We start from the raw sequence: 17,854 nt of genomic DNA, 5'->3' as shown, positions 1-17,854 counted from the left end.
AATTTATTGTAACACACTTTCTGTTAGAAAGACTTTTCGAGGTTTGTAAAGTTCTTCTCTTTTTTCTAAAATGGCTACCAATTTTCCTTGGTAAAAAGCAGCTAACTCTTTGGAGTCACTCTCAACTGGAATAAAGCGTCCCACTTGAACTTCGCCAACCTCTTCTACTGTCAGCTCTACTTTTTCCAGATCCCCGGTGCCAATTTCAAGTGGGTGAAGGAAGCTCAAATCTCCTTGTGCTACTTTTTCAGCCACTTCTTCTAAGGTCAGGGAATCTTCCAGTGACAAACCGGCAGCACTGGTCCGTGTCAGATGAGACATATGGGCTGCATAACCCAGTTTTTGACCCAAATCCACCGACAAGGTCCGGATATAGGTGCCCTTGCTGCATTTAACTCGGAAGCGAAAACGGGCTAGTCCTTCCTCGTAGCCAATCTCACTGGTACGCGTGAATTCATAAATCGTCACCTGTCGGACAGGGCGTTCCACTTCTTCTCCTGCCCGTGCATACTCATAGAGCTTACGCCCATTGACCTTAACCGCGGAGTACATAGGCGGTACCTGCTCGATCTCTCCCACCATTTGGGCAATCATGCGATCGACCTCTTCTGCATCTAAAGGCACTTCCACTGGGGTCCGCTCCACGACATCCCCGCTGGCATCCTCCGTTGTGGTAGAAAATCCCAGAGTGATTTCTCCTTCATAGACCTTGCCTTCATCTTGCATGAATTCGACCATCCGGGTCGCCTTGCCAACTGCTATTGGAAGCACTCCCACCACATCCGGATCCAGCGTTCCCCCATGGCCGATCTTCTTAGTTCCTAAGATTTTTCGCAGTTTAAATACCACATCATGTGAGGTCATGCCTGCTTCCTTTTTTACATTGATAATTCCGTCCATCTGATTTGCTCTTTCTAACTGATTGTGTGACCATCCGGTCCACCGACCCTTTATTATACCATGAAACAAGACTTCTTGTCCCTCTTTCCCCCTTCTCATGAGCTCCTAAAAAATCCCGTAGCAGATTTCAGACTTTTTAAAATGGATTTGATACAATAGAAAGCGAAAGAAGGTGTAACATATGTTAATGTATGATGTTATTGTGATTGGATTTGGTAAAGCTGGTAAAACACTCGCAGCGAAATTATCAAGCCAAGGAAAAAAAGTCGCTCTGATTGAAAAGAGCAAATCTATGTACGGTGGTACTTGTATCAATATCGCTTGTATTCCCACCAAGACCTTGATTGTTGCAGCAGAAAAAGGCTTGGATTTTGAGCAAGCCATGAATGAGAAAAATGCAGTCACTACTCGTCTCAATGGTAAGAACTACGCAACGATTGCTGGAACTGGTGTAGACATTATCGATGCGACGGCTCGTTTCGTTTCTAACAAGGTCATCGAAATTCAAGCTGGTGAGGAAAAGGAAGAATTGACAGCTGAAACCATTATTATTAATACTGGTGCTGTGCCAAATGTCCTTCCGATCCCAGGATTAGCTGAAAGTAAATTTGCCGTGGATTCAACCGGTATTCAACGTTTGGAAAACCTACCTAAACGCCTCGGTGTCCTTGGTGGTGGACCAATCGGATTGGAATTTGCCCACCTTTACAATACCTTGGGCAGCCAAGTAACGGTACTAGACGCTTCTGAAGCATTCTTGCCACGGATCGAGCCAAGCATTGCAGCTCTTGCAAAAGGCTACCTTGAAGAAGATGGCATTCAATTCTTGCAAGGCGTTCATACCCAAGAAATTAAGGATGGCGAAAACAGCTTAACCCTTGTAACCGATAAAGGAAACTTCGAGTTCGATATCCTCCTCTACGCAACAGGACGTAAGCCAAATACAGCTGGTCTTGGTCTTGAGAACACAGACATCCAAGTCACTGATCGTGGAGCGATTCAAGTCAACCGTCATTTGGAAACCAGCGTCCCTGGTGTCTTTGCAGTTGGGGATGTCAATGGTGGTCCTCAATTCACCTATATGTCCCTCGATGACTTCCGCATCGTCTTCAACTACCTCACAGGCGATGGTAGCTACAATCTCGAAACACGCGGAAACTATGCGACAACACTCTTCATTGCTCCTCCTTTGGCCCAAGTCGGCTTGACCGAGCAAGAAGCACGCGACAAAGGGCTTCCAGTTGCTGTTAAAGAATTGTCAGTTGCTGCTATGCCACGCGGACACGTCAATGCAGACCTTCGAGGTGCCTTCAAAGCCGTGGTCAACCCAGAAACTAAAGAAATTCTTGGAGTGACGCTCTTTGGAGAAGCTGCAGGCGAAATCATCAACCTGATCACCATGGCGATGGACAACAAGATCCCTTATACTTACATCGCAAAACAAATCTTTACCCACCCAACCATGGCAGAAAACCTAAACGATCTCTTTGCGATTTAACTAGAATAAAAACGCTGGAATTTTTCCAGCGTTTTTTAGTTTAAGAATCCACAGACAGCCTCTTGAAATGCTTTATTTTCTTCATAAAGAGCATGCCCAGAATGCTTAAGAATGAGGAGTTGACAATCCGAAATCGCTTTTGCTAGTTCCTTGGATCCGTCCACACCAATCACATCATCTTCAAGCGCACCAAGGACAAAGGTTGGACACTGAATTTCCTTTAAGACCTCAATGCTATCGTGAGTAAGGCAAGACTGAGACTGAATGGCAATTCTATTTTCATCTTTGATTCGCCCCAAGCGACCCATGATATTATAAAGGAACCGCCACTTTTGATAGCTCTTTTGCGTATAGGAGTGCTTTGCGATATCCAGCATGAGATGCTTAAAAGTTCCAGATTGACTAAGCTTTTGCCAATGCTCAATTCGCTCTCTAGCAAGTTGACTAGGTTTTGCAGTAGTCACGGCTAAGATGAGCTTTTGAACCTTTTCAGGGAAATCCACCACCAACCATTGGGCAATCATTCCACCTTGCGAAATCCCCATAACATAAGATGTATCTAAGTTCAGCGCCTCCATTGCTTCTGCTACATCTGCTGCCATATCCCGCGTTGTATAGCCCTGTCTCAGCTCATTGATTCGAGAAAAAACATAGATTTTGTAACGTTTGGCAAGTATACGGTATGTGATTGAAAAAGGCATAGCCATACCTTTAACCGTCTGCAATCCATCCCCCAATCCTGGTATGATCACTAATGGCTGTTTACCTTTTCCAAATGTTACATAGTCCATGCTCTTTTTGTTCAAATATAAGGTTTTCCCTTTTGTTGAAGACATTACTTCGTTTTCTCTCCTATTTTATCATGTTTATTCATGTTGAGTTTTTAAATACAGAGCAAAGCCGGCAGTTACTTTTTCAAATCCAACTGCCTGATAAAACTGATGTGCAGCATTTCGTTCAGCGGTTAATCCACTATTTAGAGCCAGCGCCTTAACCCCTTCTTTTACCGCTTGTTTTTTCAATTCATCGATTAGCCTACTAGCAATTCCTTGTCGTCTTGTTTCTTTTGCAACTGACAAAGCTAAAATTCGATAGTAAGACCCATCTGCTTCAAAAAAGAAGAGCTTTGCATAACCTAAGAAACCTAAAATTACTCCGTTTCTTTCAGCTAGAAGACAGCCATAATGTGGCTGAGAAAGTATCATTTCTAAACGTCGAGACAGCTTAGAAGCGGTTGTTGGATAGCCCAAGTCTTCGTATAAAGACAGTAGGGCTTCAGCATCTTTTATGGTTGCTTTTCGTATCTGCATAGGAGCCTCCTAGTCTTCCTTCAAGGCATCAAACTTAGCCTTCATGGTTGGATTCTTCCGAGTCAATTTTTTAACGGAAACATCATCCAACTTGTTGTTAGCGAGGCGGAGTTGGTTTTCTGACGTAGTCAAGAATTTCTTGACTTCTTCCATCCGTTTGATGGCCTTGTCGATTTCATCGATAGCCTTGCCAAAGTTGACAGAAGCCGAATTGTAGTTCTTAGCAAAGGCAACTTTAAATGCATCCAGGTCTTCTTCAAAGTGGGTGATGTCAATATTTTGCTCACGGATAAGTGCTAGTTCTTGCTTGTATTTTAGAGAGTTAAGAGCCGCATTGCGTAAGAGACCAATCAACTGGATAAAGAACTGAGGACGAACGACGTACATCTTCTCATACTCGTGGCTAACATCGACAATCCCTGTGTTGAAGTAGTCATTATCTGCTTCAAGCATACTTACCAAAACAGCATACTCACAGTTCTTTTCCCGACGGTCTTTGTCTAATTCTTTGTAAAAATCAGCGTTCTTATGCTTCTTCTCAGTTCCATCTGCTTCATTTTTCATCTCAAACATGATGGAAATGAATTCCAGCCCATTTTCATCAAAGTCACGGAAGATAAAGTCCCCTTTAGACCCACGTGCAGAGACCTTGTTGTCCTTTTCAAAATAGGCATTAGGGAAGGCAAAGCTACGAACCTTGTTAAACTCACTCTCCGCATACTGCTCCAGACTTTCCCCAATGGCCTTGGTTGATTGTTGGGCCTTGAAATTCTTGTAAAACTCAACTTGCTCATTGGCCGCTTTAAGCTGGGCTTCATAGTTTTGTTTCACCGAAGTCAGAGAAAGCTCGTTTTCTTTTTCTTGTAAAAGGAGCTGATTTTTGATCTGGTCTCTTTCTTTCTCTAGGTCAGAAAGCGTCTTTTGCAGTTTGTTTTCATGCTCCAAGCGCAAGGTCGCCAGCTGATTCTCAAGTTGTTGAACTTCTTTTTCTTTCTCTAGCAGACTTTGGCTAGCGGTTTGCTCCACCTCTTTTTTGGCCAATTCTTTTTCGGTATCAAACTGTTGAATCTGGTTCTGTAACTGGGCAATTTCTTGGTCCTTCTTAGCTAACCTCTCTTGCTGCTCATTTAGGGCCTTTTGCTCTGCCAAAGCCAATTCTTGCCGAATCCGCTCATGAATTTCCTTGTCAAACTCAGCTGTCCGTACCTGTGACAAGAGCTCGCTGTATTGACTTTCATTAACTGTAAAAACTTCCCCACAGTTGGGGCACTTGATTTCGTTCATAGCCTGCCTCTTTCTCTATTCTTAGTATATTATATCATGTCACCTGTAAAATCAAAACCAGCAAACGAGGCTTGCTGGTTTTAACTGAATATTCATTTCTCTATAGAGGTTGATTGTTTATAATCTGAAACAGTGAACTTAGCTTCCTGATCTCCACTTATTTCTTCTCAATCGGCGCGACACTGGCCAAGAGTTTCTTGAGACCCACTTCTGGGAAGTTAATCTTAAGCTCTTGGGTATTGCCACTGCCTGATACTTCAAGCACGGTTCCTTCTCCCCACTTCTTGTGAATAGCAATATCGCCAATAGACCAAGCGACGCTCTCTTTGTCACTAGAACGGTTGCTATTGCCAAAGGGGAGGCTTGATGATGTGAGGGCACTTGGAGCTGCTTGTCTCTTGCGCTCTTGAAGGGCTTGTGACAGACTCATGCCTTTTCCAAAGGTCGTTCCGCCACCATTGCTATAAGAAGCCTTAAAGCTAGTGTTGGCCGGACGCGCTAATCCTTGGTAGGTTAACAAATCTGAGCTAATTTCATTGATAAAGCGCGTCGGACGGTTGTAGCTGGTCCGCCCAAAGAGCAAACGAGAGTTGGCATTGGTCAAGAAGAGAACCTTCTCTGCCCGCGTGATCCCCACATAAGCCAAGCGACGTTCTTCCTCCAATTCATCTGGATCCTCTGCTGCACGACTAAGAGGAAAGACATTTTCTTCCATTCCAATCAAGAAGACGACCGGGAACTCCAATCCCTTGGCTGCATGAAGAGTCATCAAGGTGACTTCTGAAGTTTCTTGGGCCCCATCGTCTGTATCGGCAATCAAGGCCAAATCGTTCAAGAAACGACTCAAGGTTTCCACACCTGATTCGTCTTCGACGGTCTCTCCATTTTCATCAAAATTCTTGGTAACAGATAGGAACTCTTGGATATTCTCGATGCGGGCCTGACTTTCCAAATTTCCCTGATTGGTTAGGGCTGTCATATAACCTGTCTTGTCAAGGACTTCTTCGACCAACTCTGTAATGGTGAGCTGGTCCAATCTTTCTCTCAAATCAAGAATGAGATTGGCAAAGTCCCAGATGGCTTGAGCGGCCTTTCCTTTGATGCCTGAGAGCATGATATTGGCTGAAGCATCCAGGAGTGAAGACTCTTGCATTTGGGCAAAGTCACGAATCTTATCCACTGTACCTGGCCCGATTCCCCGCTTGGGTTCATTGATAATGCGCTCAAAACTGATATTGTCACTGAGGTTGGCAATCAAGTTCAGATAAGCAATGACATCCCGAATTTCCTTCCGGCTGTAGAACTTGGTGCCTCCCACCATGGTGTAGGGAATGTTGGACTTGAGCAGCGCTTCTTCAATGGTCCGTGACTGGGCATTGGTTCGGTAGAGAACAGCAAAATCACGGTGCTTGTAGCCAGCTTCGCGACTGAGCTCTTCAATCGTTTTAGCAACAAAGACTGCTTCATCCTGCTCGTCATTAGCCCGATAATAAACAATATCTTCCCCGTCTTCATTTTGTGTCCAGAGATTCTTCGGACGGCGGTGGCGATTGTTTTTGATGACATCATTGGCTGCTTGCAGGATAGTTTTAGTGGAACGATAATTTTCCTCCAACAAAACGACCTTAGCTTCCTTATAATCCTTCTCAAAGTCCAGGATATTCTGCATATCTGCTCCCCGCCAGCCATAAATAGACTGGTCCGCATCCCCAACGACACAGATATTTTTAAAGCGTGAAGCCAAGAGTTTGACCAACTGGTATTGGGCATGGTTGGTATCTTGATACTCGTCTACGTGGATGTATTGGAACTTCTGCTGGTAATAGGTCAGCACATCTGGATGCTGATCAAAAAGACGCAAGGTCAGCATGATCAAATCATCAAAGTCCACTGCTTCTGACTGACGGAGTTCCTTTTGGTAAGCCTCATAGCACTTGGCGACGATCTGGGTGTACATATCGCCAGCCTGGGCGGCGTAGGCCACTTCATCGATCAGGTCATTTTTGGCATTGGAAATAGTCCCCAAGATTGTCCGTTCATTCCATTTTTTAGGATCCAAGTTCAAGGACTTCAAGATCCGCTTCATCAAGGTCCGTTGTTCTCCTGGATCTACAATAGTAAAATTGCGATTGTAGCCAATATGATCCGCATCTCGGCGAAGGATGCGCACACACATGGAGTGGAAGGTCGCAATCAAGCAATCTTGGGTGGCTGGATTCAATTGATAAGCCCGCTCCTTCATCTCCCGAGCGGCTTTATTGGTAAAGGTAATGGCCAAAATATTCCAAGGATTGACCATTTTTTCATCGATCAAGTAAGCGATGCGGTGGGTCAAGACACGTGTCTTACCAGAACCAGCCCCCGCCATGATCAAGAGGGGACCTTCTGTCGTTTGGACCGCCTCTGCTTGGCGATCATTCATACCATTCAATAAAGGATTCATCTCATACTCCTCATTCATTCAATCGTTCTATTATACCACAAAAACCGGTCTAGCTTCTTTTAAAAAAGGACTCATTTGAATTTCCCTTCCAAAAACGATATAATAGTAGCTTAAAGAAAACAGGATTTCATCCGAGGTCTAGGAGGATATTTTGGATAAACCATACAGTAACTTAAAACTGGCCGAACGTGGCGCTATCATTAGTATTCTAGCCTATTTATTGCTCTCTTCAGTAAAATTGGCTACCGGCCATCTACTTCATTCATCCAGTTTGGTAGCCGATGGATTTAACAACTTATCTGATATCATCAGCAATGCTGCCCTGCTCATCGGGATTCGTCTCGCTCGCCAACCAGCTGACCGTGATCACAAGTTTGGTCACTGGAAAATTGAGGATCTAGCTAGTCTAGTCACCTCCATCATTATGTTTTATGTCGGTTTTGATGTCTTACGCGATACCCTCCAAAAGATCTTCAGCAATGAAACCGTTAGCATTGATCCACTCGGTGTTGGTGTCGGAGTGGTTTCAGCCCTTGTCATGCTAGGCGTTTATTTCTACAATCTTCGCTTAGCAAAACGAGCTAAATCAAAAGCCTTAAAAGCGGCCGCAAAAGACAATCTTTCAGACGTCGTCACATCTCTTGGGACGTCGATCGCGATCGCTGCTAGTGCTTTTAACTATCCAATTGTTGATAAGATCGCAGCCATCATCATCACCTTCTTTATCCTCAAAACAGCCTACGATATTTTTATGGAATCTTCCTTTAGTCTTTCAGACGGCTTTGACGATAGTCTCCTCGAAGATTACGAAAAAGCTATTTTAAAACTCCCTAAGATTGCGCGTGTGAAATACCAACGCGGGCGGACCTACGGAAGCAATATCTATCTGGACGTTGTCTTGGAGATGAATCCCGACCTTTCCGTCTATGAAAGTCATGCGATCACAGAAGAAGTCGAGAATCTCCTGAAAGAAGAATTTGGAGTCTTTGACATTGACGTCCATGTGGAACCTAGCTCAATTCCTGAAGATGAGCTGATCGAAAACGTTGAAAAGAAACTCTTGACCTACGAAAAACGCCTCTATGCTAAGCAAGAGTTTGATACATTGCTAGCGGATAATTATACCTTGATTGACGATACCGGTCACGAACACAACAAGGCAGAATTAATAGAGGCTCTCGCAAGCGACCAAGTTCAATTCCAAAACTTTGAACTGGAGTCCATCAGCCAAAAAACCAAACTCATACGCTATGAACTAGACGGTCAAATCCATACCAGTCTCTGGCGTCGCCACGAAACTTGGCAAAAGATTTTCCATCAAATCACTAATAAAACCGACTAAAAAGCTAGGAATCATTTCCTAGCTTGAGAGAGTATCCAAATCTTATAAAAAAAGTTAATTGATTCTCTAAAAATTTTCTAATTTTTAAAATGAATCAAAAGTATACCAAAACTTTCCGCTGTGAGAAAAGTGCTAGAAACAGTAATGTTTCTAGCACTCGGGAGTTTTGAAACCTTAGGTTCAAAACTAAGTCATGGAACTTCGTAGAAGTTCGCTGACGTCCGTACTCACCTAAGGAAAGTTTTTAAGATAACTTTGTCTTTTATCTAAAGCTAGGAAGTATTTTCTAGCTTTTTTACTTGATATCGTCTGTTGCTACATCAGTTCCGAACCACTTCTTAGAGATCTTTTGGAACTGGCCTTTTTGATAGAGTATTACAAAGGCTTCATCAATTTTTTTCTTCAAAGTTTTATCTGCCTTGCGTACCCCTACTGCAAAGGATTCTGTCTCAAAACCGACAGGAAAGACATTGTAGTCTTTTAAAATTCCTTCTGTTTGTAAATAATAGTTGGCATAGACACGGTCGATTAAAAGACCATCGATCCGATCGTTCTGGAGATCGATCAGTGCCTCATTAAAACTCTGGTATTGGGTAGCCTTTTGATTTTTGACCTTATTTTTCAAGATTTTAGGATTGGCTTCAAAATCCATATAGCCAGACGATCCGGTCTGGGCACCTAATCGTTTCTCTTTCATCCCATCGACTGATTGGATCCCAGATGCTTTCTTTGTAACCAAGACTTGCTCGTTTTTCATATAGGGCTTTGTAAAAGCAACACTTTCCCGACGTTCATCTGTAGCCGAATAGCCATTCCAGATGGCATCAATAGTCCCATTTTTTAGTTCCGTCTCTTTCATGTCCCAATCAATGGGTTGCCAGTTCACATGAATCCCATAAGATTCAAAGACTTGATTGGCCAAATCAATATCAAAACCCGCATAGGTTCCATCTTTTTGTTCAAAGCCCATAGGAACGAAAGTATTATCAAAACCAATCGTGATGGACTGCTCTTTTTGGTATTTTTGCCAATTGTCCACTTTAGGATCACTCACTGTCTGCCCGCAGGCTGTCAGAAAGACAAGACTAAGGACACCTAGCAACCATGGTATTACTCGTTTCATCCTCTCCTCCTATTTAGGCTCAACCTTGAGAAGAACATCCGCAATCGCTTCTGCAAATGGAATATCATGGGTAACAACGATCTGGGTCATCCCCAGTTCACGATTTTGCAAGATTAACTTCTCAACTTCTAATCGCAATTCTGGATCCAAGGCCGAAGTCGGCTCATCATAGCCAATAATTTCCGGATCGATCATCATGGCACGTGCCAATGCCACCCGTTGCTTCTGACCACCCGATAGGGAGAAGGGATAAGCATCCGCATGATGTTCGAGCCCCAAGCGCTCCAGTAAACTCATGGCTTTTTTACTAGCATCTTCCTTACTCATATTCATGGTCTTGATGGGGGACAAAATGAGGTTTTCCATGACCGATAAGTGTGGAAATAATTGAAAGTCCTGGAAGACAAATCCGAGAAGATTTCGTTTTTCTAAGGCATCCAGAGGCAAGTTTTCACCATTGTAGATGATCTGACCAGAGTCGATCGTTTCAAGACCAGCTAGCATACGAAGCAAGGTGGTCTTTCCTCCTCCAGAAGGTCCAACAATGGCAACGATTTGTTTTTCAGGAACGAGAAGATTGAAATCTGATAAGATCTGCTTATCCCCAAAACGTTTCGAAATTTGTTTTAATTCTAACATATGCTTCTCCTCCTATTTATAATATGAAAAGTTCTTTTCAACCCGCTTGGCAATGATGGTCACGATCCCAATGAGGATTAAATAAATAGCTCCCGCTAAAAACATGGGTGCTAGACTGGCATCACGATTGGCTGCCGTCCGACTTGCGAGGATCAAATCACTGATTCCCAGAGCATAGACCAAGGAAGTGTCTTTGATCAAGGACATGACTTCATTGAATACACTTGGAAGAACGATCTTCACCACCTGAGGCAAAATAATGTAGCGAATCGTTTGCCATGAACTCAGTTTTAAGACCTTAGCCGCCTCATACTGACCTGTCGGAATGGCGACAATTCCTCCACGAAAGATTTCCGCAAAATAGGCTGCATAATTAAGGGTGAAGGCCATAATAGCCGCAGGCAAGCGGTCAATCCGAATCCCAATACTTGGAAGGACATAATAAATAAAGATCAACTGGAGCAATAGAGGGGTCCCTCGCATGATCCAGATATAAATCGTTAGGAGTCCATGCAGGATCTTTGAGCGCAATTGAAGCAAAAAGGCAACAACGATTCCAAGTGGAATCGATAAAATCAATACGAAAGCAAACACTTGCAAGGTGAGGCTTGCTCCCTTTAACAAACTTGGTAAAATTTCCAAAGCATACTGCATAGCATTCTCCTCCTAAAAAATTATTTAATGAACATCTTACCACAAAAATGAAAAAAATAACTAGTTCATTTTGATATTTATAAAAAAAATAGCCTTTCGGCTATTCTTCTACTTTTATAAATCCAAATTTATTGAGAGGGTAGAGACGTAGATTCACGACTCCTTCGATCTGATTTTTATGGATATAACCAAACTCACGACTATCTTCTGTATCCCCACGGTTATCATTTAAGACTAGAAAGGTATCGGATGGTACACGACCAGCCTTGGTCCCTTTTAACTCTGATAAAAAGAAATCATCAGTATAATACCCATTACTCGTTGGAGCAGCTAGATGTTTGTTCAGCATTTTATTCAGGTAAGGTTCTGGTGTTGCCTGTCCATTCAAATAGAGGACGTCATCTACGTAGCTGACTTCATCGTTTTCTTTGGCAATAACACGTCCAAGGTATTCTTTTCCACCGACCTTGTATAAGACCAAATCACTGCGATCTACCTGAGCATTTCTAGTCGCTACCACAAGATCTCCATTTTTCACAGAAGCATTGGCCATCTTATCATTGATACTAAATGGATGAAATACAAAGATACGAAGCAAAATCAGTGCTAAAACCAGAACACCGACAATGATGACATTTCTAATTAAATCTCTCCTTGGCATGTATGTCTCCCTTCCTTTTTGTTTATTATACCATTTTTTTGATCTTTAAAAAAGAGAAAGTAAGCATTAGTGAGAATTCTTGTTAGCGCTCTAAACAAGAAAAACCTCGCGGTCAGTCCTTTCAGACCAACCAGCAAGGCTTTAAGATAGAATTGTCTATTAACGTACTGTACGGATACGCATTGTGTTTGTACGAACAGCTTCTCCAACTGGTACACCAGCAACGATAACGATATCATCACCAGATTTAACAAGACCAGCTTCAACTGCTTTACGTTCAGCAATTTCGAACATATCGTCAGTTGATGAAGGAGCATCTGTCAACATTGGGATAACACCCCAGTTCAACATCAATCCACGTTCAGTCAATTCATCAAATGTCAATGCCAAGATATCAGCATCTGGACGGTATTTAGAGATCAAACGTGCAGTGTGACCTGTCTTAGTCAATGTTACAACCAATTTGATATCCATTGAGTTTGTAGCATCTTTAACAGCTGAAGCCATAACTTCTGTCTTAGAGTTACGTTCGAATGTAGCTGGGTTCAAACGACCATATTCTTTCAAAAGTGTTTGAGCATTCATGTCGATTTTCGCCATTGTAGCTACAGATTCAAGTGGGTATTTACCGTTTGCAGATTCACCTGAAAGCATTGTAGCATCAGTACCATCGATAACCGCGTTGAAGACGTCAGATACTTCTGAACGAGTTGCACGTGGTTTTTCAGTCATTGTTTCAAGCATGTTTGTTGCAGTGATAACAACTTTACCAGCAGCATTTACTTTAGAAGTAATCATTTTTTGGTAGACTGGAACCATTTCGAATGGTACTTCGATACCCATGTCACCACGAGCGATCATGATACCGTCAGTAACTTCGATGATTTCATCCAAGTTTTCGATACCTTGTTGGTTTTCGATTTTCGCAAACAATTGAACGTGGCTGTTACCAGTTTCTTCACAGATAGCACGAACTTCTTGAACATCTTTTGCAGTACGTACAAATGAGATCGCAATAAAGTTGATACCTTGTTCCAAACCGAAGCGGATATCGTCGTTATCACGTTCAGCAAGTGCTGGGAAAGGAATCTTCGTATTAGGGATGTTTACACCTTTTTGTTTAGCGATGATACCATCGTTTTCAACTTCAACAACGAATTCACGTTTTGCAGCGTCTTTTTCTACAACGCGAAGACCCAATTTACCATCATCAACCAATACTTGGTGTCCAACTTCAACATCATCAAAGATATCAAGCGCACCAGCAACGTTCAAAGCAATCACTTCACGAGTTGATTTGATACCTTGTTTTGTAGCAACGCGGATACGTTCACCAGTCTTGTATGAATATTCTTTAGCTTCGCCTTCGAACAATTCAGTACGGATTTCAGGACCTTTTGTATCAAGAAGGTAACCAACTTTTTTACCAGCGATTTCTTCTGCACGTTTAACAGTCGCCATACGTTCACCTTGTTCTTGGTGGTCACCGTGTGAGAAGTTGAAACGGAAAGTATTAGCGCCAGCTTCGATCAATTTAGCAATGTTTTGTGCTGAAGCTTCAACGTCAAGTTTTTCAGCCCAGTATCCATCTTCACCGAATTTTTTACCGCCACGGATTTCTACCGCAGGACCTAAAGTTGCAACGATTTTTACACGTTTGTTCATGATATATATGACTCCTTTTTTAATATATCTGTCTTTTTAAGACAAGGTTAACGAATTAATGAAATAAAATTAGATTGAAGACAAGCTACGGTTCAACTCGGCAAGACCAAGATCAGCTTTATGTGGATTGTTTACCACAATCTTACCATCTTCTGTCAAGCTAAAGAGGGCTCCTTCTTCTGCTTTACCAAGGATTGGGTTTTCAACCATTTTTTCATTACGGATACCAACGGCTACACCACCGATTCCTTGTTTCAACAATTTAACAGCGTGTGCTCCCATACGTGAAGCAAGAACACGGTCACGCGCTGTAGGTGAACCACCACGTTGGATGTGGCCAAGCTCAGTCACACGAAGGTCACTTTCATCACCAGCTTCTTTCAAAGCTTTACCAAATTCATCTGCAGACATCACGCCTTCAGCCAAGATGATGATGTTGTGGGTACGACCTTTTGCGTAACCTTCTTTGATGCTCTCAACAACATCTTCGATCTTGAATCCTTCTTCAGGGATGATGATTTCATCTGCACCAGATGCAATCCCTGCCCAAAGAGCGATATCTCCAGCGTTACGTCCCATCACTTCGATAACGAAAGTACGGTGGTGACTAGATGAAGTATCACGGATCTTATCGATCGCGTCCATTGCAGTTGTGACTGCCGTATCAAAACCAATTGTAAAGTCAGTTCCGACGATATCGTTGTCGATCGTACCAGGAAGACCCACAGCTGGGAATCCAAGCTCAGTCAAGCGCATCGCACCATGGTAAGAACCATCTCCACCAATAACGACAACACCTTCGATCCCGTGTTTCTTCAATTGCTCGATCCCTTTTAATTGACCTTCGCGTTGTGCGAATTCAGGGTAACGAGCTGAATGAAGGAAGGTACCACCACGGGAAATAATATCTCCAACAGATGAGGCGTCAAGGGGCTGAATTTTACCAGCAACCATTCCCGCATATCCATCATAGATACCGAAAACTTCCATTCCTTCTGAAATTGCTTGACGAACAACTGCACGGATGGCAGCATTCATACCAGGGGCATCTCCACCACTAGTTAAAACAGCAATACGTTTCATTTCGTTGTTTGCTCCTTTTTTTCTTTTACATTCTACGTAATTATAACACAAAGAAGACTAAAATTCTCGTATTTTTCGCAGTTTTTACCGATAAATCGTTTTCATAACGAGATTCTTTAGTTCATCTTCCAATTCTTTGTTTTTCTGGACTGTATAGCCCTTCAATTGAAGAGTTTTTTTCTCGTCTTCATAGCGTAATATCACAGGATATGGGCCCGGATATTTTTTCAAGATAGAAAGAATCGTTTTATCCTGACGATGATCGAGCAACTGGATCCAGAACTTTTCATTGGTTGCCAGTTGTGCCTCTGCTAGAATCATCTGCAAGCGCCCATCACGCTCTTGTATTTTCCCTGTCAAGTAATAAAAGCCACCTTCTTTTATCAAGGAGGAAAATCGATTGTAGGTTTCAGGGAAAAGGGTCACATCCAATTTTTTCTTGGTATCACTGACTTGTAAGAAAGCCATGAGATCACCTGACTTGGTTCGAATGGTTCGAATGCTTTGTACCTCAATGAGAATGCGTACCTGCTCTCCTTGTATGAGTTGAGAAATTGGTTGGATCTCGTAGGGACTCGTTTGCCCAATCGCAACCAATGGGTGAGTACTGAGCCCGACACCAATAATGGCCTCTTCCTTCTCATATTTTTCAGCCTGGCTAAAGTCTTCTGCTTCTGTCCAGGAATAGTTAGAATCTGCAAATAAACTACCTAGCTCATCGGCAAAGACAAACAAATTCGGCAAATTGTGAAGCACCTTGCGCCTATTTTTTTCAAAAATATCAAACAATCCAAGCTCCACTAAAGGTGTTAACAAAGGCAATTTATGATACTGATTGGGGAGTCGTAAAATAAAATCTTCGACACTTTCAAAGGGACGATTATCAATGATCCAATACGCTAAATCTCTTGGGAGTCCCTTGATATTTTTCATTCCCAAGTAGATTTTTCGATCCTGGAACTTATCTCTGTAAGGGATGGTATTGATGGATAATGGTGCGACTTTAAAATCAAACTGGAGAGCATCTGTCAAATAATCGCTGCTCGAATAATTGAGCATGACATCAAAGAAAACATCTGGATAATGGACCTTGAAATAGGCCATCTGAAAGGCCAAGGCAGAATAGGCATAGGCATGGGAACGGTTAAACCCATAGCCTGCGAATTTTTCCATGATCGCAAAGACCTCTTTAGCTTTTTCTTCCGTATGCCCAAGTTTAAGCGCACCTGAGACAAAATCGTCTTCCATCTTGTGCATTTCAGCTGCATTTTTTTTGCCCATAGCCCGACGTAAAATATCGGCTTTTCCCAGGCTAAAGCCTGCAAAACGTTGGGCAACCTGCATGACTTGCTCTTGATAGAGCATAATCCCATAAGTGGGCCGTAAGATTTCTTCAATAGCTGGATCCAGAATGTCAACTTTTTCCTGGCCATGCTTTCTTTTGACGAAATTATCAATGTAATCACTAGCCCCTGGACGATTGAGAGAGGTGGTCGCTACCACTTCTTCGAAATGATTGGGTCTCACTCGTCTCAAGAGGCGAATGGCTCCAGCCTGTTCAAATTGGAAAATCCCCTTGGTATCCCCAGCAGCAAACAAGGCCAAGGTTTCTGGATCTTCTAAATCAATGGCTTCAATCACGATCTTTTCTTGGTACTTTTCATAGACGGCTTCCTTCATTTTCTGAACAAAGGTTAAATTTCGCAGACCCAAAAAGTCCATCTTTAACAGACCATTGGCTTCAACCGCATGGGCATCATACTGGGTGACAAACATGTCTTCTCCATACTTGAGAGGAATGTGATCTGTCAAATCCTGGTCACTCATCACAACCCCAGCCGCGTGGATAGAGGTCTGTCTTGGTTGACCTTCAATTCTTTTGGCAATTTCAAAGCCACGTTCAAATTCTGCTCGACTATGAATCACTTGCCGAAAAGCTAGGTTCTGTTCATAAGCCGTCGTCAGTGTATCCCTAAAGCCAATCCGCTTGGTAATAGAGGTTAATTCATACTCAGGGACCCCGAAACGTTTAAAGACATCTCGAATGGCTTGTTTAGCCCCAAAGGTTGAAAAGGTCACGATCTGTGCCGCATGGTAACTTCCATAACGGTCTCTCACATAACGGATAAATTCTGGACGATAGATATCTGGAATATCAATATCAATATCCGGCATGGTGTAGCGCTCCACATTTAAAAAGCGCTCAAATAGGAGGTTCTTCTCCACAGGATCAATCCCGGTAATCTCTAAGGCATAGGCTACCAGTGAGCCGACAGCAGACCCACGCCCCATTCCCATATAATAGCCTTGACTCCGTCCGAAACGAAGAAGGTCCCAGACAATCAAGAAATAATCATCAAAGCCCATTTGGTGAATAATGTCTAATTCATACTCCAGACGTTCTTGATAGACCGGACTGGTCAAGTTCTTTCGAAGAAGACCCGCTTGTGCTAATTCTCTCAGTTCCTCAACAGCTGGTTTCTGGGGATTGAAGCGAGGCAATTTCAACTGGGTGTCAATATCATATTGAATCCCTTGGACAAGGTTTTCCAGATTTGTGATAGCTTGCGGAAATCGCTCTGCAAAATCATTCTTTAAATCCTGAGGAGTTTTTAGGACTGTTGTCGGATCAATTGGCCCTGTTTCTGTCAAGCTTTGATTGTCCTTGATGGCTGCCAGCATCTGCATGGCTTCCACATCCCCAGCCTCAAAAAATCGAACGGTATGAAGAGGGAGCACAGGGTGGCTAAACTCTTGGACCGGCGTATCCGCAAAAACTCCGATGAAGTAATCTAGACCAGGCGGCAAGTCTCCACTAGCAAAAGGCGCAGGGACAATGACTGCTACTCCTTCTGTTAGGTGCTTCACATCCTCCCAATTGCTCTTCCCCATCATTTTGACGGTCGACATCTTCATCAGATTCTGGTAGCCCTTCGTTGACAGGGCGATCATTCGAAACGAAATTGTTACATTGTCTACCTCTAGTCCAATTTCTAAACCGACCAAGGGGCTGAGCTTTTGGGCCTGACAGGCTTCGATAAATTCATAGGCACCATACAAATTATCTACATCCATGATTCCCAAAGCGCCATACCCCATGCTTTTAGCCACGTGGACATAATCTTTTATGGTCACAAGGCTTTCCATAAAAGTATAGACTGATTTGGTATCTAGCTGTGCAATCACTTTTTCTCCTCCCTCACTTGTCTATTTTTGGGACTCTTTTTTGTACAAAAAAACACCACTGCTACA

14 protein-coding genes are annotated in these 17,854 nt (G+C 42.9%); 2 read left to right on the top strand and 12 right to left on the bottom strand.

Annotation, left to right across the window (positions count from 1 at the left end):
• Positions 1-3: 3 nt before the first annotated feature.
• Complete coding sequence (gene truB, locus M1G14_RS01935) at positions 4-900, bottom strand: tRNA pseudouridine(55) synthase TruB (protein WP_049472264.1); 897 nt, start codon at positions 898-900, stop codon at positions 4-6.
• 181 nt (positions 901-1,081) lie between these two features.
• Here truB and M1G14_RS01930 point away from each other — a divergent pair, with 181 nt between their 5' ends.
• Positions 1,082-2,398, top strand: a complete 1,317-nt coding sequence (locus tag M1G14_RS01930) for an FAD-containing oxidoreductase (protein ID WP_049474797.1) — start codon at positions 1,082-1,084, stop codon at positions 2,396-2,398.
• Between the two features lie 35 nt (positions 2,399-2,433).
• Here the strand turns inward: M1G14_RS01930 and M1G14_RS01925 are convergent, their stop codons facing one another.
• The 4 genes from M1G14_RS01925 to pcrA all read right to left on the bottom strand — a co-directional run bounded on the left by M1G14_RS01925 (position 2,434) and on the right by pcrA (position 7,435).
• Positions 2,434-3,234, bottom strand: coding sequence for an alpha/beta fold hydrolase (locus M1G14_RS01925; RefSeq protein ID WP_049474798.1), 801 nt, complete (start codon positions 3,232-3,234; stop codon positions 2,434-2,436).
• A gap of 30 nt (positions 3,235-3,264) precedes the next feature.
• Complete coding sequence (locus M1G14_RS01920) at positions 3,265-3,708, bottom strand: GNAT family N-acetyltransferase (RefSeq protein ID WP_049482313.1); 444 nt, start codon at positions 3,706-3,708, stop codon at positions 3,265-3,267.
• Positions 3,709-3,717: 9 nt separating this feature from the next.
• Positions 3,718-4,992 carry a DUF2130 domain-containing protein gene (locus M1G14_RS01915; protein ID WP_049474800.1) on the bottom strand — a complete coding sequence of 425 codons (1,275 nt, stop codon included), beginning with the start codon at positions 4,990-4,992 and terminating at the stop codon, positions 3,718-3,720.
• A gap of 157 nt (positions 4,993-5,149) precedes the next feature.
• Positions 5,150-7,435 carry a DNA helicase PcrA gene (gene pcrA, locus M1G14_RS01910; protein WP_247926214.1) on the bottom strand — a complete coding sequence of 762 codons (2,286 nt, stop codon included), beginning with the start codon at positions 7,433-7,435 and terminating at the stop codon, positions 5,150-5,152.
• A 151-nt stretch (positions 7,436-7,586) separates the two neighbouring features.
• Between pcrA and M1G14_RS01905 the strand changes: the two genes are divergently transcribed.
• Positions 7,587-8,777, top strand: coding sequence for a cation diffusion facilitator family transporter (locus M1G14_RS01905; RefSeq protein ID WP_247926213.1), 1,191 nt, complete (start codon positions 7,587-7,589; stop codon positions 8,775-8,777).
• 295 nt (positions 8,778-9,072) lie between these two features.
• Here the strand turns inward: M1G14_RS01905 and M1G14_RS01900 are convergent, their stop codons facing one another.
• From M1G14_RS01900 to M1G14_RS01870, 7 genes are all read right to left on the bottom strand, one after another.
• Complete coding sequence (locus tag M1G14_RS01900) at positions 9,073-9,900, bottom strand: amino acid ABC transporter substrate-binding protein (RefSeq protein WP_247926212.1); 828 nt, start codon at positions 9,898-9,900, stop codon at positions 9,073-9,075.
• A gap of 9 nt (positions 9,901-9,909) precedes the next feature.
• The gene (locus M1G14_RS01895; RefSeq protein WP_024055963.1) at positions 9,910-10,539 is read right to left on the bottom strand and encodes an amino acid ABC transporter ATP-binding protein; all 630 of its coding nucleotides are present in this window, start codon (positions 10,537-10,539) and stop codon (positions 9,910-9,912) included.
• Between the two features lie 12 nt (positions 10,540-10,551).
• On the bottom strand, positions 10,552-11,193 hold the full coding sequence (locus M1G14_RS01890) for an amino acid ABC transporter permease (protein WP_024055964.1): 642 nt from the start codon (positions 11,191-11,193) through the stop codon (positions 10,552-10,554).
• A gap of 100 nt (positions 11,194-11,293) precedes the next feature.
• Positions 11,294-11,854, bottom strand: a complete 561-nt coding sequence (gene lepB / locus M1G14_RS01885; protein ID WP_070673890.1) for a signal peptidase I — start codon at positions 11,852-11,854, stop codon at positions 11,294-11,296.
• Positions 11,855-12,013: 159 nt separating this feature from the next.
• Complete coding sequence (gene pyk, locus M1G14_RS01880) at positions 12,014-13,519, bottom strand: pyruvate kinase (protein WP_049472257.1); 1,506 nt, start codon at positions 13,517-13,519, stop codon at positions 12,014-12,016.
• Between the two features lie 69 nt (positions 13,520-13,588).
• A complete protein-coding gene (gene pfkA / locus M1G14_RS01875; RefSeq protein WP_021152956.1) occupies positions 13,589-14,602 on the bottom strand; it encodes a 6-phosphofructokinase in 1,014 nt (337 codons plus the stop codon).
• An 84-nt stretch (positions 14,603-14,686) separates the two neighbouring features.
• A complete protein-coding gene (locus tag M1G14_RS01870; RefSeq protein ID WP_247926211.1) occupies positions 14,687-17,788 on the bottom strand; it encodes a DNA polymerase III subunit alpha in 3,102 nt (1,033 codons plus the stop codon).
• Positions 17,789-17,854: the final 66 nt, after the last annotated feature.

Origin of the sequence: Streptococcus parasanguinis (assembly GCF_023109675.1) — a bacterium.
GTDB lineage: Bacteria > Bacillota > Bacilli > Lactobacillales > Streptococcaceae > Streptococcus > Streptococcus parasanguinis_I.
Note: the sequence above shows the minus strand (reverse complement) of the source record. Positions and strands in the feature narration are given on the sequence as shown.